This is a genomic window from Streptomyces indicus, assembly GCF_900100315.1.
In the GTDB taxonomy this organism is placed as follows: domain Bacteria; phylum Actinomycetota; class Actinomycetes; order Streptomycetales; family Streptomycetaceae; genus Streptomyces; species Streptomyces indicus.
This window is the reverse complement of the sequence record NZ_FNFF01000002.1, coordinates 455,122-474,937: the sequence shown is the minus strand read 5'-3', so window position 1 is coordinate 474,937 and position 19,816 is coordinate 455,122. Positions and strand designations below refer to the sequence as shown.

The 19,816-nt window shown below is 71.2% G+C and carries 18 protein-coding genes; 7 read left to right on the top strand and 11 right to left on the bottom strand.

The annotated features are described in order from the left end of the window. Positions 1–44: 44 nt before the first annotated feature. The 7 genes from BLT97_RS08675 to mce all read right to left on the bottom strand — a co-directional run bounded on the left by BLT97_RS08675 (position 45) and on the right by mce (position 10,537). Positions 45–1,013: an ABC transporter permease gene (locus BLT97_RS08675; RefSeq protein ID WP_093608179.1), complete on the bottom strand. Its 969-nt coding sequence runs from the start codon at positions 1,011–1,013 to the stop codon at positions 45–47. After that, positions 1,010–2,302, bottom strand: coding sequence for an ABC transporter ATP-binding protein (locus tag BLT97_RS08670; RefSeq protein WP_093608178.1), 1,293 nt, complete (start codon positions 2,300–2,302; stop codon positions 1,010–1,012). Before BLT97_RS08670 ends, BLT97_RS08675 begins: the two co-directional genes overlap by 4 nt. Before the next feature lie 198 nt (positions 2,303–2,500). Further along, entirely contained in the window at positions 2,501–3,271 is a 771-nt protein-coding gene (locus tag BLT97_RS08665; protein ID WP_093608177.1) for an ABC transporter permease, read from the bottom strand. A 3-nt stretch (positions 3,272–3,274) separates the two neighbouring features. Then, a complete protein-coding gene (locus tag BLT97_RS08660) occupies positions 3,275–4,249 on the bottom strand; it encodes an ABC transporter ATP-binding protein (RefSeq protein WP_093608176.1) in 975 nt (324 codons plus the stop codon). Between the two features lie 644 nt (positions 4,250–4,893). Then, the gene (locus BLT97_RS08655; protein ID WP_093608175.1) at positions 4,894–5,826 is read right to left on the bottom strand and encodes a coiled-coil domain-containing protein; all 933 of its coding nucleotides are present in this window, start codon (positions 5,824–5,826) and stop codon (positions 4,894–4,896) included. Between the two features lie 309 nt (positions 5,827–6,135). Further along, positions 6,136–9,885 carry a polarized growth protein Scy gene (gene scy / locus BLT97_RS08650; RefSeq protein ID WP_093608174.1) on the bottom strand — a complete coding sequence of 1,250 codons (3,750 nt, stop codon included), beginning with the start codon at positions 9,883–9,885 and terminating at the stop codon, positions 6,136–6,138. Positions 9,886–10,096: 211 nt separating this feature from the next. Beyond that, positions 10,097–10,537, bottom strand: a complete 441-nt coding sequence (gene mce / locus BLT97_RS08645; protein ID WP_093608173.1) for a methylmalonyl-CoA epimerase — start codon at positions 10,535–10,537, stop codon at positions 10,097–10,099. 140 nt (positions 10,538–10,677) lie between these two features. Between mce and BLT97_RS08640 the strand changes: the two genes are divergently transcribed. The 4 genes from BLT97_RS08640 (at position 10,678) to BLT97_RS08625 (ending at position 15,285) form a co-directional block, all read left to right on the top strand. After that, entirely contained in the window at positions 10,678–11,880 is a 1,203-nt protein-coding gene (locus BLT97_RS08640; RefSeq protein ID WP_093608172.1) for an acetyl-CoA C-acetyltransferase, read from the top strand. A 44-nt stretch (positions 11,881–11,924) separates the two neighbouring features. Next, positions 11,925–12,881: a methylmalonyl Co-A mutase-associated GTPase MeaB gene (gene meaB / locus BLT97_RS08635; protein ID WP_093608171.1), complete on the top strand. Its 957-nt coding sequence runs from the start codon at positions 11,925–11,927 to the stop codon at positions 12,879–12,881. A gap of 296 nt (positions 12,882–13,177) precedes the next feature. Next, entirely contained in the window at positions 13,178–13,846 is a 669-nt protein-coding gene (locus tag BLT97_RS08630) for a response regulator transcription factor (protein ID WP_093608170.1), read from the top strand. After that, positions 13,843–15,285, top strand: a complete 1,443-nt coding sequence (locus BLT97_RS08625; RefSeq protein ID WP_093608169.1) for a sensor histidine kinase — start codon at positions 13,843–13,845, stop codon at positions 15,283–15,285. Before BLT97_RS08630 ends, BLT97_RS08625 begins: the two co-directional genes overlap by 4 nt. 17 nt (positions 15,286–15,302) lie before the next feature. Here the strand turns inward: BLT97_RS08625 and BLT97_RS08620 are convergent, their stop codons facing one another. The 4 genes from BLT97_RS08620 to BLT97_RS08605 all read right to left on the bottom strand — a co-directional run bounded on the left by BLT97_RS08620 (position 15,303) and on the right by BLT97_RS08605 (position 18,109). Further along, positions 15,303–15,782, bottom strand: coding sequence for a MarR family winged helix-turn-helix transcriptional regulator (locus BLT97_RS08620; RefSeq protein ID WP_093608168.1), 480 nt, complete (start codon positions 15,780–15,782; stop codon positions 15,303–15,305). Positions 15,783–16,038: 256 nt separating this feature from the next. Then, positions 16,039–16,812 carry an AIM24 family protein gene (locus BLT97_RS08615; RefSeq protein ID WP_425442676.1) on the bottom strand — a complete coding sequence of 258 codons (774 nt, stop codon included), beginning with the start codon at positions 16,810–16,812 and terminating at the stop codon, positions 16,039–16,041. 8 nt (positions 16,813–16,820) lie between these two features. Continuing rightward, positions 16,821–17,471: an AIM24 family protein gene (locus tag BLT97_RS08610; RefSeq protein WP_093608166.1), complete on the bottom strand. Its 651-nt coding sequence runs from the start codon at positions 17,469–17,471 to the stop codon at positions 16,821–16,823. Beyond that, a complete protein-coding gene (locus BLT97_RS08605) occupies positions 17,471–18,109 on the bottom strand; it encodes an AIM24 family protein (RefSeq protein WP_093608165.1) in 639 nt (212 codons plus the stop codon). The genes BLT97_RS08610 and BLT97_RS08605 overlap by 1 nt, the downstream gene beginning before the upstream one ends. Before the next feature lie 109 nt (positions 18,110–18,218). Here BLT97_RS08605 and BLT97_RS08600 point away from each other — a divergent pair, with 109 nt between their 5' ends. The 3 genes from BLT97_RS08600 (at position 18,219) to BLT97_RS08590 (ending at position 19,816) form a co-directional block, all read left to right on the top strand. Then, positions 18,219–18,563 (top strand): DUF3817 domain-containing protein, encoded by a 345-nt coding sequence (locus BLT97_RS08600; RefSeq protein WP_093608164.1) that lies wholly within the window; start codon positions 18,219–18,221, stop codon positions 18,561–18,563. Next, entirely contained in the window at positions 18,560–18,859 is a 300-nt protein-coding gene (locus BLT97_RS08595) for an MTH1187 family thiamine-binding protein (protein ID WP_093608163.1), read from the top strand. The genes BLT97_RS08600 and BLT97_RS08595 overlap by 4 nt, the downstream gene beginning before the upstream one ends. A gap of 165 nt (positions 18,860–19,024) precedes the next feature. Then, entirely contained in the window at positions 19,025–19,816 is a 792-nt protein-coding gene (locus BLT97_RS08590) for a hypothetical protein (RefSeq protein WP_093608162.1), read from the top strand.

Genomic DNA, 19,816 nt, shown 5'->3' with positions numbered 1-19,816 from the left:
GGTTCCGGTGTACCGGCGTCGAACTGCCCGGCTCGGGGCGGGAGTTACACGTCCCGCTTGTGGGTGAGCGCGAAGGCGCCGGCCAGGGCCGCGACGGTCACCACGGCCAGGCCGCCGAGCAGGCCCCAGCCGTTGCCCGAGCCCTCCTCGCCCATGAACGGCAGCTGGTACAGCGTGGCCAGACCGTTGAGCGGCGAGTACTCGACCAGGAACTCCTGGAGGTCGCGCAGGCTCTCCATCTGCATGAACAGGGCCAGGAGCAGCGGCAGCAGGATGACGCCGAGCATCGTCGTGATCGCACCCGCGGAGTGGCGCAGCATCGCGCCCACGGCGAGCGCGAGCAGACCGAGCAGCGCGACATAGAGCGCGGCGCCCACGGTCGCGGCCAGCCACTCGCTGTTGGTGGCGATGACCTCGCCGTTGACGATGGACTCCTGGGGCAGGCTGGAGAACTCGCCCGCCGGCCGCCCGCCGAGCATCGCCGACTGGATCAGCGCGGTCAGCGTGGTGGCGATCAGCGTCATCGTGAAGGACAGGCCGAAGAACACCACGGCCTTCGCGGCGAGCACCCGGCCGCGCGCGGGGCAGGCGGTCATCGTCGTACGGATCATGCCGGTGCCGTACTCGGAGGTGATCACCAGGACGCCGAGCGTCACGATGCAGATCTGGCCAAGCATCAGACCGAACAGGCCGCCCGAGAGCAGCGGCACCTGCGTGTACTCGGAGCTGGCGAGTCCGACCGCGGTCATCAGGCCGATACCGATGACGAGCAGGAACATCACGCCGAGCGTCCACATCGTGGAGCGCACCGAGCGGATCTTGGTCCACTCCGAGGCGAGGGCGTGCCCGAGGTGCGTGGAGCGGATCGGGATCGGCGAGGTGTACGTGGTCGGCGCGGGGACGCCGCCCTGCCACTGGGGGGCCTGCGGCTGCGCGGCCGGTGCCTGGGGCGCCGGGTGCGTCGGGGCGGCCGGGGCCTGCTGCGGGGGCTGGCTGCTGATCGGGCTACTCATCGGGCGGCCCCGTTCTCGTCGTTCTCGGGCTTGGTCAGGTCGGCGGGTGGCGCGGCGGGCGCGGGCGCCGCGGGGGCGGCCGGCACGGAGGGAGCTGCCGCCGGGGGAGCGGTCACCGTGGGGGCGGGAGCCTGGGCCGCGGGAGCCGGGGCGGCGGGTGCCTGGGGCGCGGGGGCGCCGGCGGGCTGCGCGTACGGGTTCGGCGCCTGAGCACCGGGCTGTCCCGGCGCGCCCTGCGGCATCGCGAACGGCTGGCCACCCTGCTGCGGCGGCGGAGGCGCGTACCAGCCGTGCTGGCCCTGGCCGGGCACCGGCGGCTGGAACTGCGGCTGCTGCACCGGCAGTTGCTGCTGAAGGCCGGCCTTCTGGTCGGCCGTGGAGCGGTAGTCCACCGCGCCCTGCGTCATCCGCATGTACGCCTCTTCCAGCGAGGCCTGGTGCGGGGAGAGCTCCCACAGCCGTACGTCCGACTCGTGGGCGAGGTCGCTGATGCGCGGCAGGGGAAGTCCCGTGACCCGCAGCGCGCCGTCGGTCTCGGGCATCACGTGCCCGCCCGCCTCCGTGAGCGCGGCCGAGAGCTTCTCACGGGCCTGCGGCTCGGTGTCGGGGGTGCGGACGCGGGCGAAGTCGGCGGAGTTGGCCGAGATGAAGTCCCGCACGCTCATGTCGGCGAGCAGCTGCCCGCGCCCGATCACGATGAGGTGGTCGGCGGTCAGCGCCATCTCGCTCATCAGGTGCGAGGAGACGAAGACCGTACGGCCCTCGGCGGCCAGCGCCTTCATGAGGTTGCGGACCCACAGGATGCCCTCGGGGTCCAGGCCGTTCACCGGCTCGTCGAAGAGCAGCACCTGCGGGTCGCCGAGCAGGGCCGCGGCGATGCCGAGCCGCTGGCCCATACCGAGCGAGAACCCCTTGGAGCGCTTCTTGGCCACGTCCTGGAGGCCGACGACGCCGAGCACCTCGTCCACGCGCCGCGCGGGGATGCCGGAGAGCTGGGCCAGGCACAGGAGGTGGTTGCGGGCGTGCCGGCCGCCGTGCACCGCCTTGGCGTCGAGCAGGGCGCCGACCTGGCGCGGCGCGTTCGGGAGTTTGCGGTACGGGTGGCCGGCGATGGTGACATGACCGGCCGTCGGGTTGTCCAGGCCGAGGATCATGCGCATCGTCGTCGACTTGCCCGAGCCGTTGGGGCCCAGGAAGCCGGTGACGGCGCCGGGCCGTACCTGGAAGGAAAGGTTGTACACGGCCGTCTTGGCGCCGTAGCGCTTCGTCAGGCCGACTGCCTCGATCATGCTGCACCCATCGACAGGTCAGGAACAGGTCGTCGGGGCACACGGAAAAGTTCGTCCCCCTTGGAGCTAAGGAGGATAACGAGCGGTTGACGGTTCCGGCCATCTGTGAAGGTTCGGCCCGACGGATATCCGGGGAACCTCAGGGGTCACAGGCGCAACGCGATAGGCGACCGGTCTTCGAGCGGGACAGCAGGGGCTCTAGGCGTCGCGCTTCTTCAGGAGCAGGTAGCCGACCGCCAGCGCCACCACGACCCAGACGAGCATGATGGCGAGCCCGCCCCACGGGCCGTACGGGGTGTCGTCGTCGAAGGGCGCGACCACCTGCATGACCTTCTGGCCCGCCTGGTCGGGCAGATACCGCGCGACCTTCTTCGTCGCGGATACGGAGCCGAGGATGGGCGAGACGAGGAAGAACAGCGGCATCAGGATGCCGAGCGACAGCATGGGGCTGCGCAGGATGGAGGCGACGCCCATCGAGAACACCGCGATGAGCGTCATGTAGAGCCCGCCGCCGATGACCGCGCGCAGGACGCCGTCGTCACCGAGGGAGACCTTGTGGTCGCCCATCATCGCCTGGCCGAGGAAGAAGGCCGCGAAGGCGGTGACCATGCCGACGACCAGCGCGAGCGCGGTCGCCACGGCTACCTTGCTGAACAGGAACCGGCCGCGCTGCGGAACCGCCGCGAGCGAGGTGCGGATCATGCCGGTGCTGTACTCGTTCGACACCACGAGCACACCGAACACGATCATCGCCAGCTGCCCGAGTCCCATGCCCGCGAAGCTGATCGCGGTGGAGTCGAAGGTCAGCTTGTCCCTCGCGTCCATGTTGTCGAAGTCGTTCGACGCGAAGTACGAGATCAGCATGCCGAGGCCGATGGTGAAGACCATGGCGAGCAGCAGGGTCCAGGGCGTGGACGAGACCGACCTGATCTTGGTCCACTCCGACTTCAGCACACGCGTCGAAGACATCGGTCACTGCTCCCTCTTCTGCGACCACTGCTGATTCGACTGCTGCCAGCCGGAGGTGTCGGGCGCGCGGGTGTCGGAGTGCGCGTGGTACTCCACGGATTCGGCGGTGAGCTGCATGAACGCCTCTTCGAGCGAGGCCTGCTGCGGGCTGAGCTCATGGAGTACGAGGCTGTGCCGGGCGGCCAGCTCGCCGAGCCGTTCCACCGGGGTGCCGTCCACTTCGAGGGTGCCGTTGCCGGCCTCGACGGCGGTGATGCCCTCGGCGTGCAGCACGTCGCGGAGCCGCTCCTGCTGCGGTGAGCGCAGCCGTACGTACGAGCGCGAGTTCTGCCGGATGAAGTCGGCCATGGACATGTCCGCGAGCAGCCGTCCCTGGCCGATGACGACCAGGTGGTCGGCGGTCAGCGCCATCTCGCTCATCAGGTGCGAGGAGACGAAGACGGTACGGCCCTGGGCCGCGAGGCCCTTCATCAGGTTGCGGATCCAGTGGATGCCCTCGGGGTCGAGCCCGTTGACCGGCTCGTCGAACATCAGGATCTGCGGGTCGCCGAGCAGTGCGCCGGCGATCCCGAGCCGCTGGCCCATGCCGAGGCTGAACCCCTTGGCCTTCTTCTTGGCCACGGCGGTCAGACCGACGGTGTCGAGCACTTCTCGTACGCGGCTGTCGGGGATCCCGTTGGACTGCGCGAGACAGAGCAGATGGTTGTACGCGCTGCGGCCGCCGTGCATGGCCTTCGCGTCGAGCAGGGCGCCGATGTACTTCAGCGGGTGCTTGATCTGCGCGTAGTGCCGGCCGTCGATGCGGACGTCGCCGGCGGTCGGGTTGTCGAGCCCCAGCATCATGCGCATGGTCGTGGACTTGCCCGCACCGTTCGGCCCGAGAAAGCCGGTGACGATGCCGGGCCGCACGGCGAAGGTGAGGTCGTTGACGGCCACCTTCTCGCCGTACCGCTTGGTCAGCCCCTCGAGCTCGATCATGCGGCCACGCTAAAACGGGACGATCCGGGCTGCCACTTGGGTTGCCGTGACCCGCAGGGCCGAGCTGCTGCGCCGCTCCGCGCCGCCCTGGGTGTGGGCGCGGCTCGGCACCACCGGACCCTTCGCGGGGGCACCCCCGAGCTGCTGCGCCGCTCCGCGGCGCGGGTACATGGGCGGGGCTTCGCCCCACCGGCCCTTCGCGGGGGCTTCGCCCCCTGCACCCCCGAGGCGCTGCGCCGCTCCGCGACGCCGAGTGCATGGGCGGGCTTCGCCCTACCCGGGCCCTTCGCGGAGGCTCCGCCCGCCCTCCGCGGGCTTCGCCCCCTGAACCCCCGAGGCGCTGCGCCGCTCCGCGACGCGGGTGCATGGCCGGGCTTCGCCCCACTGGACCCTTTGCGGGGGCTCCGCCCCCTGCACCCCCGCAGGTCCCTGCCCGTCGTTCGGCACCCGAAGTGCTTCCGAAGCCCCCAGGCCTACTGCCCGAGCACCTCGCCAAGTACCTCCCCGCACACAACACAAAGCGCCCCCCACCGCAGAAACCCTGCGGCAGGGGGCGCTCCCCGACGATCTACGACCCTGGGGTCAGCCGGACTGACGAGGTTCGGCTCTGACGTCAGCCGTGCTGACGACGTCCGACCCTGGCGTCAGCGGGACTGCTGGGCCGGGACGCCGCGCGTGACCGGCTCGTCCTCCGGGGCGCCGGCGGCGGCCACGGCCGCGCCGGTGAGCGTGGCGAGCATCTCGCGGACGTTGGTCAGCTGTGCGTTGATCGAGTCGCGGCGGTTCGTGAGCGCCGCCAGCTCGCGCTCCGATTCCGAACGGATCCGGTCGGCCTTCGCGTTGGCGTCCGCCACGATGTCCTCGGCCTGGCGCTGCGCGGTCTCCACCGTCTGGCGGGCGCGGCGTTCGGCGTCGGTGCGCAGCTTCTCGGCCTCCAGGCGCAGCTGCTCCGCGCGGTGCTCGATCTCCGCGAGACGCTTCTCTGCCTTGGCCTGACGCGAGGCCAGGTCGCGCTCGGACTGCTCGCGGCGCTTGGCCAGGTTGGTCTCGAAGTCCGCGGCGGCCTGGGCGGCCTTGGCGCGGGTCTCCTCGAAGAGGGCGTCCGCCTCCTCGCGCTTCTGCTGCGCGTCCTTCTGCGCCTCGGCCCGCAGACCGGCCGCATCGCTCTTGGCCTTCTCGACGATCCGGACGCCCTCGTCCTCGGCCTTGGCCTTGCGGTCGGCGGCGAAGGACTCCGCGTCATTGCGCACCTGCTGGGCCGCCGACTCGGCGAGCTCGCGGTGCTGCTCGGCGGCGCGGCGGGCCTCCTCGCGCAGATCCTTGGCCTCCTCCTCGGCGAGGCGCAGGATCTTCTCGACGCGCGCGCCGAGACCGGCATACGACGGCTCGGCGTCGGCTACCTGGGCCTGGGCGTTCTGCGTCTCGAGGTGGAGCTCCTCGATGCGCTTCTCCAGAGCAGTGATACGAGCCAGAGCACTGTCACGGTCGGAGACGAGCTTGGAGATACGTTCGTCCACCTGAGCGCGGTCGTACCCACGCCGCACAAGCTCGAAGCCGTAGGGGGAAGTGTCGCTCATGGGGTTCCTGTCGAATGAGACCGGTGAGGTGATAGAGGGAATCCTAGGGGTCCGGGCGGCGTGTCATCGAGCGTATGCCGGTTTGATCTGGAGAATGCCCACCCTTTTGAGTGGCTGAGCCCGAGACCGCTTGCCAGCGCCAGGGTCGAACGTCCTTGCCGAGCAGGGGGTTTGCGCCTCCCGCCACCGACTGCGGGGCAGGCCACCCGAACGAGGCCATCACGGACATGCCGCCGGATTGTCACCCGAACGTGGCCTGGAGCGCGGGTCCTTCACACCGCGCACCCAACTCCCGCGGCCCCGGCCCCGCTACCCGTCCGAGGACTTGCCACCCGAACGAGGTGCCCCGACGCTCGCCCCCGCCTTGACGCCGCTGTCCTTGCCGCCGACCGGCGCCTCAAAAGACTCCAACGCCTCGAGCACGTCCTGGACACGGGAGATCTCGGCGTTGATGTCCTCGCGCCGGCGCACCAGGACGTCCAGCTCGCGCTTGCCCTCCTCGACCATGCGCTCCGCCTCGGCCTCGGCCTCCGCCTTGACCCGCTCGGCCTCGCGCAGCGTCTCGGCCTTCTTCTGCTCGGCCTCCTTGAGCAGCTGCTCGGCCTTCTTGACGGCGGCGATACGGACCTTGCCCGCCTCGGAGTTGGCCTCCGAGACCAGGTCCTTGGCCTTCGCCTGCGCCTCGGCGAGCTGCTCCTCGGCGGCCTTCACGAGCGCGTCGCAGCGCTCGCCCGCCGACTTCATCTGCTCGGCCGACTCGCGCCGCGCCCGCTCGTGCAGCTCCTCGATCTCGCCCGTGATCCGGTCGCGCAGCTCCTCGGCCCGCTCCCTTATGGCGGTGGCGTCCCGGCGCGCGCCCACCAGCAGCTCGTCGGCGTCCGTACGGGCCTTCTCCACCAGTGAGTTGCCCTCGACGGTCGCCTCGGAGACCAGACGCTCCGCCTCGTTCCGCGCCGCACCGACCATCGTGTCGGCCTGCGCCTCGGCGTCCGTGGCGGTCTTGAGCGCCTTCTCGGCGGCGTCCGCCGTGAGCTTCTCGGCCTCGGCCACCGCTTCCGTGACGAGCTTGTCCACCTGCTCGGCGGCCTCGCTGCGCCGCTTGTTGGCGGCCTGGCGCGCCTCGTCGAGGGTGCGCTCGGCCTCCGACTGGGCCTCGCTGCGGATCCGTTCGGCCTCGGCCGCCGCGTCGGCCTTGATCTGCTCGGCGGCGCTGCGGGTGCGCTCGGCGTGCTGCTGCGCGGAGCCGACCGTCTCGGCCGCCTCGGCGCGCAGCCGCTCGGCCTCGCCCGTCGCCTCGCCGATCAACTGGTCGGCCTGCGCGGCCGCGTCGCTGCGGATCCGGTTGGCGTCCTCGCGCGCCTCGGCACGCGTACGCGCCGCGTCCTGCTCGGCGGACGCGATGGCGTCCGAGGCCTCCGTACGCAGCCGCTGGGCGTGCTCGGCGGTCTCGGTGCGCAGCCGCTCGGCCTCCGCGATGGCCTCGGCCGTGGTGCGCTCGGCCAGCGCCTTGGCGGCCTCCGACTCCTCCTGCGCCTCACACCGCAGCCGCGCGGCGTCCTCCGCGGCCCGCTCGCGCTCGGCGTAGGCGTCGGAACGGACCCGGTCCGCCTCCTCCTGCGCCTCGGTCCTCGTGCGCTCCGCCGCGTGCTCGGCGGCCGAGCGCAGACCGGTGATCTCCTCCTGGGCCTGCTCGTGCAACCCGGCGACGGAGTCCCGTACCTGCTGGGCCGTCAGCTCGGCGGCGGCCACGAGGTCGGTGGCGCGGCGGTCGGCCTCCTCGACCAGACGTACGGCCTCGGCCTGCGCCTCCTCGACGCGCTTGCGCGCGGAGGCGAGCAGCTCCTCGGCCTGCTCGCGGGCCCGCTCACGCTCCTGGTCGGCCTCGCCGCGCGCGGCCGCAAGCAGCTCCTCGGCCTCGCGCCGGCGCCGGCCCGCCTCCTCCTGCGCCTCGCGCAGCGCCTCGGCGGCCTCCGCGCCCACGCGCTCGGCGGCGGTCTGCGCCTCGGCGCGGATCCGGTCGGCGCTCTCCTGCGCCTCGGTCTTCAACTGCTCGGCCTCGGTGGCCGCTTCGGTCCGCAGCCGTACGGCATACGCCTCGGCGTCGGCGCGGCTCTGCGAGGCGTCGGACGCGGCCTCGGTGCGCAGCCGCTCCGCCTCCGTCTCGGCCTGCGTCTGCAAGGTACGGATGCGCTCGGCCGCCTCCGTACGGAGCCGCTCGGTCTCCTCGGCGGCCTCGCGGCGGATCCGCTCGGCCTCGGCGCGGGCCTCGACCAGGGCCGCCTCGGCGGCGGTGATGCGCTGCTCGGCCTCGGTGTGCAGCCGGGTCAGCTCCTCGGCCGCCTCCGACTGCCGCTGCGCCACGGCCCGTTCGGCGTCCTCGCGCAGCTTGGCCGCGGCCGCCTCGGCCTCGGTCCTGATCCGCTCGGCCTGCTCCTCGACCTCGGTGCGGTGCCGCTCGGCCTCGGCGCGGGTGCGCTCAAGCGTTTCCTCGGCCTGCTTGCGCAGGGTCGTGGCGCGCTCGATCGCTTCGGTACGGACCCGCTCGGCCTCGGTGGTCGCCGCACCGCGCAGCTCGTCGGCGTCCGCGCGGGCCTTGCCGAGCAGCTCCTCCGCGGAGTTGGCCGCCTCCTCGATCTGCTGGACGGCCTCGCGCCGCGCCTCGCCGCGGATCCGCTCGCCCTCGGCCACGGCCTCGGCGCGCAGCTGCTCGGCCTCGCCGCGCAGCCGGCGCGCCTCCTCCTGCAGCTCCTGGGTCTTGGCCCGGTACTCCTTGGTGTCGTCCTTGGCCGCGCCCTTGAGCTGCTCGGCGATCTCCTGCGCCTGACCGCGCAGCCGGTCCGCCTCGGCCTCGGCCTCGCGGCGGATCCGCTCGGCCTCCTCCTGGGCGGCCTTGGTGGTCGCCTGCGCGTTCTCGGACGCCTTGGTCAGGACGTCCTCGGCGGTCTTGGCCGCCTTCGACAGCTGGGAGGCCGACTCCTCGGCCGTGATGGTGCGGGCCTTCTCGGCGGCCTCCGCGGTCAGCTTCTCGGCCTCGGCGCGGGCGTCGGCGAGCAGCTGCTCGGCCTGCGCCTTCGTCGCCTCGGCCTCCTTGGTGGCCTCGCTGACGAGCCGGGCGACCTGCTCCTTGGCTACGCGGGTGCGCTGCTCGTTGGAGGACTCGGCGCCGGCGATCCGCTTCTCGGCGGCCTCCTTCGCCTCCGCGACCAGCTTCTCGGCCTCGGCGCGCGCCTCGCGCAGCGCCGTCTCGGCCTCCTGCATCCGCTGCTCGGCGGCGCGGCTCAGCTCGGTGGCCTGGCGGCGGGCCTGGTCCGACTCGCTGGCGGTGCTGGAGCGCAGCTGCTCGGCGTGGTCGGTGGCCTCCTGGGCCTGGGTGGACGCCGCGTTCAGGAGGCGCTCGGCGTCGGCGCGCGCCCGGCGCAGGATCTCCTGCGCCTCGGTGCGCGCGGCCTCGGCCTCGTCGGTCAGGCGCTGGCGCGCCTCGGCGTTGATCCGCTCGGCCTCGGCGCGGGCGGCCGCGAGGGCCTGGTCGGCCTCGGCGCGGGACTCGTCGAGCAGCCGGCGGGCCTGCTGCTCGGTGCGGGCGCGCAGCTGCTCGGCCCAGGCCACGTTCTCGTTGACGTGGTTCTCGACGGTCTTGCGGCGCTCGGCCAGCTCCTGGTCGAGCTGCTGGCGGCGCGACACGGCCTCGGAGTGCAGCTCGGACTGCAGGCGGGCCTGCTGCTCGGCGTGCTCCTGGAGGATGCGCTGGGTCTGGGCGCGGGCCTCGCGCAGCTCGCGCTCGGCGTCCATGCGCAGCTGGTCGGCCTGGATCTGGGCATTACGGAGGAGCTGCTCGGCCTGGTAGCCGATGTCAGCGGTGTCGTAGGCAGGGCGGCTCGCGAGGTTGCGGCGCGCCTCGTGGAGCTTGGCGCGCAACACCTCGACCTGGTAGCCGAGGTCCTCGGCGTGCTGGACCGCCTTCTCACGGTCCTTCTTCAGCCGGTCCATCTCGGCTTCGAACCGCGAGAGGGAGTCGGTCTCAGCCGGCCGCCTGCTCTCCTGGCCTTCGTAGCCCCGCACTGCGCGGTCCCATCCGTCCCCTGGTCGCAACACTCTCCAAACCGGGCCCTGTCCATCCGCCGAACGGGGCCCCCGGGGAATGGTGTCAGATCATCGGCGGAGCAGGGGCGGCTGCCCCGACGTCCGTCCCCCGCATCGAGACCCCGGCAAGCGGCCGCCCCCGGCAAGGCAGACGGCCGCCCCTAACCCTACCGGGCGACGAATGGCGAGGTCAGTGGTCCTGGGACTCCGCCGGTGCGGAAGTGACGAGTTCCGTGAGGACTCCGTGACAGTCCTTGGGGTGCAGGAAGGTGATCCGCGACCCCATCGAGCCCTTGCGCGGCTCGTCATAAAGGACACGGACGCCCTTTTCGCGTACGGAGGCGGCGTCCGCGTCCACGTCGGCCGTGCCGAACGCGATGTGATGAACTCCCTCCCCGTTCTTGGCGAGCCACTTCGCGACGGTGGAGTCCTCGCGGATGGGCTCGAGGAGCTGCAGATACGAAGCGCCGCCGTCGGAGGTCTCGTTGATCTTGAGCATGGCCTCGCGTACGCCCTGCTCCTCGTTGACCTCGGTGTGGAAGACCTCGAAGCCGTACGTGGAGGTGTAGAACTCCACGGTCTTCTCCAGGTCGTGGCAGGCGATCCCGATGTGGTCGATGCGCGTCAGCATTCACTTAGTGCAGCGCCTTCGGCCGCGATTACGCAACGTGCGCGCGATCACACTCTTCGCCCGGTGACCGAGGCGGGTACCGGTCAGTACATTGCGAGTAAACCCTCGTTCACTCCTCATCTCGCAAGGGGCCACGCCTCATGTCTGGAACGAACAGCACGACCTCAGTGATCGTCTCCGGGGCGCGCACGCCCATGGGGCGACTCCTCGGTTCGCTGAAGTCCTTCTCCGGTGCCGACCTCGGCGGCTTCGCGATCAAGGCGGCCCTCGAGCGGGCCGGTATCGGCGGTGACCAGGTCCAATACGTGATCATGGGACAGGTTCTCCAGGCCGGGGCAGGGCAGATCCCGGCGCGCCAGGCGGCCGTGAAGGCCGGCATTCCCATGAACGTTCCCGCGCTGACGATCAACAAGGTCTGTCTCTCCGGCCTCGACGCCATCGCGCTCGCCGACCAGCTGATCCGCGCCGGCGAGTTCGACATCGTGGTCGCGGGCGGCCAGGAGTCGATGACCAACGCCCCGCACGTGCTGCCGAAGTCTCGAGAGGGCTTCAAGTACGGCGCGATCGAAATGCTCGACTCGATGGCCCACGACGGCCTCACCGACTCCTTCGAGGGCATCGCCATGGGCGAGTCCACGGAGAAGCACAACACCCGCCTGGGCCTCGGCCGCGCCGAGCAGGACGAGATCGGCGCCCTTTCGCACCAGCGCGCCGCCGCCGCGCAGGCCAACGGCATCTTCGAGGCCGAGATCACCCCGGTCGAGATCCCGCAGCGCAAGGGCGACGCGGTGATCTTCTCGAAGGACGAGGGCATCCGCCCCGAGACCACCGCCGAGTCCCTCGGCAAGCTGCGTCCGGCCTTCGCCAAGGACGGCACCATCACCGCGGGCACGGCCTCGCAGATCTCCGACGGTGCGGCCGCGGTGGTCGTGATGTCGAAGACCAAGGCCATCGAGCTGGGTCTGGAGTGGATCGCGGAGATCGGCGCGCACGGCAATGTCGCGGGCCCGGACAACTCGCTCCAGTCGCAGCCGTCCAACGCCATCCAGCACGCCGTGAAGAAGGAGGGGATCTCGGTCGAGGACCTCGACCTCATCGAGATCAACGAGGCCTTCGCGGCGGTCGCGGTCCAGTCAATGAAGGACCTCGGCGTGACCCCGGAAAAGGTGAACGTCAACGGCGGCGCCATCGCCCTCGGCCACCCCATCGGCATGTCCGGCGCGCGTCTGGTGCTCCACCTGGCGCTCGAGCTCAAGCGCCGTGGCGGCGGCGTGGGCGCGGCGGCGCTGTGCGGCGGCGGCGGTCAGGGTGACGCGCTGATCGTGCGGGTGCCCAAGGCCTGACGTATCTCGGTTCACCGACTGCGTACGAACGAACTGGAGCTGTGATGCACGACGTCCCCTCGCTGGTGGCTCAGGCAAGGGAGGGCCGGCCGCGGGCCGTGGCCCGGCTGATCTCGCTGGTCGAGGGGGCGTCGCCGCAGCTGCGTGAAGTGATGGCCGCGCTGGCCCCGCTGACCGGCCACGCCTACGTGGTCGGTCTGACGGGTTCGCCCGGTGTCGGCAAGTCGACCTCGACGTCGGCGCTGGTGACGGCGTACCGGCGGGCGGGCAAGCGCGTCGGCGTCCTCGCCGTGGACCCGTCCTCGCCCTTCTCGGGCGGGGCGCTCCTCGGCGACCGGATCCGGATGGCGGACCACGCCTCGGACCCCGGGGTCTACATCCGCTCGATGGCCACGCGCGGTCATCTGGGCGGCCTCGCGTGGGCCGCGCCCCAGGCCATCCGCGTCCTCGACGCGGCGGGCTGCGACGTGGTCCTCGTCGAGACGGTCGGCGTGGGCCAGTCCGAGGTCGAGATCGCCTCGCAGGCGGACACGTCGGTGGTGCTGCTCGCGCCCGGCATGGGCGACGGGATCCAGGCGGCGAAGGCCGGAATCCTGGAGATCGGCGATGTGTACGTCGTCAACAAGGCGGACCGTGACGGTGCGGATGCCACGGTCCGCGAGCTGAACCACATGCTGGGCCTGGGCGAGTCCCGCGGCCCCGGCGACTGGCGCCCCCCGATCGTGAAGACGGTCGCGTCCCGTGCGGAGGGCGTCGACGAGGTGGTCGAGGCGCTGGAGAAGCACCGCGCCTGGATGGAGGAGCGGGGCGTGCTGGCCGAGCGCCGCACGGCCCGCGCCGCCCGCGAGGTCGAGACGATCGCGGTCACGGCGCTCCGTGAGCGGATCGCGGATCTGCGCGGCGATCAGCGCCTGTCCGCCCTCGCGGACCGGGTCGCCTCGGGCGCGCTGGACCCGTATGCGGCTGCGGACGAGCTGGTGGCGGGCCTGACGCAGGGCTGAGTTTTCCCCGCCCCGCCCCTTCCCGAAACCGGGGCGCGCCCCGGACCCCGCATCCGAGCTTCGCTCGAATGTCCTCAATCGCCGGACGGGCTGAAATTTCAGCCCGTCCGGCGATTGAGGACGAGCGCCCTTAAGGCGCGATACGGGGGTCCGGGGGCGCAGCCCTCGGTTTCGGGAAGGGGCGGGTAGGGGAAAAGGCCCGCCGCAGGCGCCCCACCCGCACCCCCACCGCCCCGCACCCAGCCCCGGCCGAAAGCCTGAAGATCCCTTCAGGCGTCCTTTGCGATCCTTGGCGCATGCGCCTGCTCATCGTCGAGGACGAAAAACGTCTCGCACTCTCCCTGGCCAAGGGCCTCACCGCCGAGGGATACGCCGTGGACGTCGTGCACGACGGGCTCGAGGGCCTGCACATGGCGAGCGAGAACCCGTACGACCTGCTCATCCTCGACATCATGCTGCCCGGCATGAACGGCTACCGGGTCTGCGCAACCCTGCGTGCCGCCGGCAACGACGTGCCGATCCTCATGCTCACCGCCAAGGACGGCGAGTACGACGAGGCCGAGGGGCTCGACACCGGCGCCGACGACTACCTCACCAAGCCGTTCTCGTACGTGGTGCTCGTGGCGCGCATCAAGGCGCTGCTGCGTCGGCGGGGAAGCGCCGGAAGCGCCTCGCCCGTGATCGAGCTCGGCGAGTTCCGCGTCGACACCGCCGCCCGGCGGGTGCACCGCGGCGAGGAGGAGATCGTCCTCACCGCCAAGGAGTTCGCGGTCTTGGAGCAGCTGTCCCTCAGGGCCGGCGAGGTGGTCTCCAAGAGCGAGATCCTCGAACACGTCTGGGACTTCGCGTACGAGGGCGATCCCAACATCGTCGAGGTGTACGTCAGCACCCTGCGCCGCAAGCTCGGCGCCGCCCTGATCAAGACCGTGCGCGGGGCCGGCTACCGCCTGGAGGCCGCACGGTGAGGCGCCTCTTCTCCTCCGTGCGCGCCCGCGCGACCATCGGCGCCACCGTCGTCGTGGCGGTCGCCCTGATCGGCGCCGGTGCCGCGGTCTTCCTGTCCCTGCGCGCCAACCTGACCCAGCAGGCCTCCGCCTCCGCCGAGGCCGCCGCCCGCCGCGTCGCCGCCCAGCTCGCCGCCGGCACCCCGTACGAGAATCTCGAACTCCCCGACAGCGAGGACCACCCGATCCAGGTCATCGACCGCGAGGACCGGCTGCGGGCGGCGAGCGAGGACCTGGAGGCGATCAGCGGCACCGGGATCGCCGCGGTGAAGCCGCGCCCGTCCCTCGCGCCCGACCAGGACGAGGAGGAGGACGACCGCGACCAGGACGACCCGGAGGTCGGGGAGATCTCCGACCGGGTGTGGTTCGGCCGCGGCAGCGCGACCGTGGACGGCGAGAAGGGGGACTACCAGTTCGCGGCCGTCGAGGTGACCACCCGCGAGGACACCACCGTCGAGGTGTACGCGGGCGCGCCGCTCAGCGCCACGGAGGGCGCCGCGAGCACCGCCCTGACCTCGATGCTGATCGGCCTGCCCGCCCTGGTGCTGATCGTCGGCGGTGTCACCTGGCTCGCCACCCAGCGCGCCCTGCGTCCGGTCGAGGGCATCCGTCAGGAGATGGCCGCGATCACCGCGTCCGAGGACCTCAGCCGGCGCGTCCCCGAGCCGGACACGCACGACGAGATCGCCCGGCTCGCGCGGACCACCAACGAGACGCTGGCCGCCCTCGAGGCGAGCGTCGAGCGCCAGCGCCGTTTCGTGGCCGACGCCTCGCACGAGCTGCGCAGCCCCATCGCCTCGCTCAGGACCCAGCTCGAAGTGGCCGCCGCACACCCGGAGTTGCTCGACCTCGACGGCGCGGTGGAGGACACCGTACGGCTCCAGGACCTGGCCGCCGACCTGCTCCTGCTCGCCCGCCTCGACGCGGGGGAGCGGCCCGGAGACGCGCGGGTGGACCTCGCGGCCCTGGTGCGCGAGGAGGTCTCGCAGCGGGTGGCGGACAGGATTCCGGTACGGGTGGAGGCCGGGGAAAGCCGTGAGGCGGTCCTCGAAGTGGCCGGATCGCGCGGCCAGTTGGCGCGTGTGCTCGGCAACCTGGTGGACAACGCGCAGCGGCACGCCCGTACGCGGATCACCGTGGCGCTGCGGCAGGAGGGCGCGCACGCCGTGCTCACCGTCGCCGACGACGGCGCGGGCGTGCCCGAGGCCGAACGCGCCCGGATCTTCGAGCGGTTCGTGCGCCTCGACGACGCCCGCACGCGCGACGAAGGCGGCGCCGGACTCGGGCTCGCGATCGCCCGTGATGTGGTGGAGCGCCACGGCGGCCTGCTGAGTGTCGGCGTCTCAGAGGAGGGCGGAGCGCTCTTCCGGGTGGAACTGCCGCTCGACGAAGGCCGGTAGGCCCCGCCGGCCGCGGGTCACGCCTTGCCGCGCTGCGCGTGCAGGTGGTCGGCGATCGGTCCGAGCGTGGCCCGCAGGGTGGCGAGCGCCTCGGGGGTCATCAGGTCGATGTAGTGCTTGCGCACCGAGGCGACATGGTGCGGCGCGACCTTCTGCATGGTCGCGAGCCCCTCGTCGGTGAGCACCGCGTACAGGCCGCGGCGGTCGGACTCGCAGTTCTCGCGGCGGACCAGGCCCGCGTTCTCCATGCGGGTGATCTGGTGCGAGAGCCGGCTCTTGGACTGAAGGGTCGCGGTGGCCAGGTCGCTCATCCGCATCCGCAGGGACTCGGACTCCGAGAGGTTCACGAGGATCTCGTAGTCGTTGTAGGTCAGGCCGAACGGCTGGAGATCCTTTTCCAGCTGATAGGTGAGGAGCCGGTTCACGGCGAGATGGGTGCGCCAGGCGCACTGCTCGTCCTCGGTGAGCCAGCGGGGGGTGGCGTTGTCGGTCTCCATGAATCGATTCTACCTAGAAAGTTGAATACTGAACCAATGGATTCGGTTCCGTGGAGGGTGGCAGGGGGTGCACGCGCGCGTGGGCGCACGCGTTCGACGTCACACTCCGCAGACTACCGTTCACGCTCCGAGCCTTGACGGTCACCGCAGATCTCCGGCCGTCAGAGCCCCAAGCGCCACTGCAGATCTCCGGCCGTCAGCGCCCGAAGCGCGCTGCGGATCCCCGGCCGTCAAGGCCGAGCCGCAGCTGCGGACATCAGAGCCCGAACCGCCGCTGCAGATCCCCGAGCTGCCCCGGCATCCGCGGAATGCCGGCCTGCCCCGGAGTGCCGCCCCCACCCGGCACGCCCGCCTGGTGCGGCACGTGCCCCGTCGCCTGCTCGGCCATCAGCGCCTCGCTGGACTGGAGCAGCACGGTCCCGGCCCCGACGAACTCGAACTGGTGCTCCTCACCTGAGGCCCCGCCGATCCCGGTCAGCGCCCGGACGCCGCCCATCACGCCCGACATGTACCCGTGGTCGTAGTGGTGGCACGGGGAGGGGCAGTCCGCCCAGCCGACCAGCGCCTGCGGGTCCACGCGGATCGGCGGCTCCATGAAGACCACCGGACCGTTGGACGCGGCCACGAACTTGCCCGTGCCGATCAGCGTCAGGAAGCCCGGCACGATCGACTGCTTGAGCGCCAGGGTCGGCTGGTACGCGAGCAGGTTCCCGGAGCGGATCGTCAGGTTGCCGTTGTCCAGGTCGTACGAGTTCACGTCGAAGGACCGGTCGGCGAGCAGCATCTTGCCGCTGCCCTCGGCCACCACCCAGTCGCTCGCGTGCAGCGGCGAGTGGAAGGACGTACGGACCAGGCGGTCGAGCCGTCCGTGCCCGATCCCGTTGAACTCGATCGACCCGTAATAGGCGATCATCTTGCCCTTCTGGAGGAACCACTGGCTGCCCTTGAGCTCCACGCAGAAGGTGTACGCGTTCACGTTGTCGTCGCTCGGCAGCGTCATCGGGTCGTGGACCACGGGCCCCGCGCCCATAGGGGTGTTCACAGCTTCTCCTCCGAGGCCTGGACGTACACCGCACCGCTGCCGGACAGCTCCAGCTGGAACGCCTCACCCGAGCCGCGCCCCACCATGTCCCGCCAGCCGAGCGCCGTGGACAGCTTGTTGCGTACGTCGCCGTGGTGGGCGACGTAGGCCTGCGGGTCCACGTGCACCGGGCGCTGCGGGGTGATCGGGATCTCGATGACCCCGCCGTGCGCCATCACCGCGACCGCGCCGTGCCCCTTGAGGGTGGTCGTGAACAGACCCTGGCCGGTCACCTGGCCGCGCACCATGCCCATGACCCCGCCCTGCGAGCCCATGAACATCGTGCCCTGCTGGAGCGTCCCGTCGAAGGCGAGCAGCCGGTCGGCCTCGACGTACAAGGTGTCGCCGGTCAGGTTGATCACCTGGATGTGGTGGCCGCCGTGGCCGAACATCACGGTGCCGCTGCCCTCGACGGTCATCAGCGGGGTGGCCTCGCCGGCCACGCGCCGCCCGATCATCGAGCCGATACCGCCCTGCCCGCCCTGGATGTTGGGCGTGAAGGAGACCTCTCCCTTGTACGCGAGCATCGCGCCGCGCTGGGAGAAGAGCTTCTGGCCGGGGCCGACCGTGGCCTCGATCATCTTGGAGTTGATCTCGCGGAACGGCATCAGACGTCTCCTCCGATGGTGTTCCGCTCGCTCGGCTGCACGTACACGAGCCCGTCGCCCTCGAAGCGGACCTGGAAGGCCTCGCCGCCGCCCTCGCCCATGAAGGTGCGGAAGGTCACGCCGGACTGGAAGGACTGGCGGACGTTCCCCTGGTGCGCGATGTACGCGCCCGGGTCGACGATCAGCGGGTACTGCGGCGAGACGCGGAGCACCACGGCCGGACCGTCGGACATCAGGGCCGCCTGGCCCGTGCCCTCGATGGTCGTGGTGAACAGGCCGTTGCCCGAGGTCGCGCCGCGCATCCCCGTGAAGGTCGTGCCCGTACGCAGCCCGGCGTCCGTGGCCAGCAGATTGCTGGCCTCGACGTACAGCTTGTCGTTGTGGAGGTTGACGAGGTTGATCTCGGAGGCGCGGTCGGCGAAGAAGCACGTGCCGTGCCCCTTCACCTCCATCAGCACCATCTGCTCACCGGTCAGCCGGCGCGTGACCATGCCACGGATGCCCTCGCCGCCGCCGGAGAGTTTCTTGAACGCCATCTGGCCGTCGTAGGCGACCATCGAGCCGTTCTTCGCCTTCACGGCGTCGCCCGTCATGTCGACGGCGAGCACCTTGCTGCCTTGGAGTCGGAACGTTGCCACGGAGCGACGTTAGCCGTCAGGGCATACCCGCCGACAGGGTCAGAAGTCGGATCCGTACCCTGAGAGTGCCCTGACTTCCGTCACCCCCTGTCTCGAAGGTGCCCTCGAAGTGGACATCAAGACCGCCTCCGCCGTCCGACGCCTGCGACTGGTCTCCGCCGTCGAAGCGGTGTCGTTCCTCCTGCTGCTCGTCTGCTCGGTGCTCAAGCGCACCACGGACTTCAACGCCGTCCCGGTCATGGGCGCGGTGCACGGCGTGCTCGTCGTGCTCTTCCTGGTCTTCCTCGCGGACGCCTGGAACCGGACCAAGTGGGAGGTCAAGCGCCCGCTGATCCTGTTCGTCCTCTCCGTGATCCCCTTCGGCGGCTTCTACGCCGAGAAGATGCTGCGCGCCGAGGAGCGCGACCAGGTCATCGCCGCGCGCGCCCGCCGTGAAGGGGTCGTCGGCGCATGATCGTAGCGTTCTCGGTCACGCCGCTCGGTGTCGGCGAGGAAGTGGGGGAGTACGTCGCCGACGCCGTCCGTGTCGTACGGGACTCGGGGCTCCCGTACCGCACCGACGCCATGTTCACCTCGGTCGAAGGCGACTGGGACGAGGTGATGGACGTGGTCAAGCGCGCCGTCGCGGCCGTCGAGGCGCGTGCGCCGCGGGTCTCCGTCGTGATGAAGGCGGACATCCGCCCGGGTGTCACGGACGGTCTGACGAAGAAGGCCGAGACGGTGCAGCGGTATCTGACCCAGGGCGACTGAGCCCGGCGCCCGACCGTCTTCTTGAGAACCCCCGCCCACGGGCGGGGGTTTTCTTGTGCCCGAGGTCACGGACGCGGACCCCGTCCGGGAGTTGAGCAGTCGCTCAAAAAGACGTACCTTCTTTTTGAGCGGTCGCTCAATAACGTACCGAGCAGGGGGTTTGTCATGGGGGAACGAGCAGGTCTGTACGTCGAGGCGTTCATCCGCGCCGACATGGAGGACCTCTGGGAGCGCACCCAGAACCCGGCCGAACACCGGCGCTGGGACCTGCGCTTCGGCGAGATCGACTACCTCCCGAAGGCGGCGGGCGAGCCGCAGCACTTCCGGTACGCCACCCGCCTGCTGCCCTTCCTGAAGATCGCCGGCACCGGGATCTCGGCCGGCGAGAAGATCCGCCCCGACGGCACCCGCACCTCGGCCCTGCGCTTCTCCTCGCCGCACCCGCTCTCGCTCCTGAAGGAGGGCAGCGGCTACTGGCGGTACGTGCCCGAGGAGGGCGGCGTCCGCTTCATCACCGGGTACGACTACACCCCGCGCTGGGGGCGGTTCGGCAAGGCGGCCGACCGTTGCGTGTTCCGGCCGCTGATGGGCTGGGCCACCGCCTGGTCCTTCGACCGGCTGCGGCTCTGGCTGGAGGAGGGCATCACGCCGCGCTGGTCGCTGGTGCACTGGCTCACCGAGATGCTGATGCGGACGCTGCTGCTGCTCGCGCTGCTCGGCCTGTTCCTCGTCTTCGCGCTCCAACCCCTGGTGTTCCTCCTGGCCAGTGGTTACGCCGACTTCGGGGTGTTCTTCTTCCTCTTCGCGATCGTCGGCATCCCGGCCACCCTCTTCGTGCTCCTGCTCCGCCTGCCGCCCCTGCCCTTCACCCCGGCCGCCCGCCGCTGCGGCCGCACCCCGCGGGCCGGCGCCCGCGCACCCCGCATCCTCGGCACCCTCACCACGCAGGAGAACTGA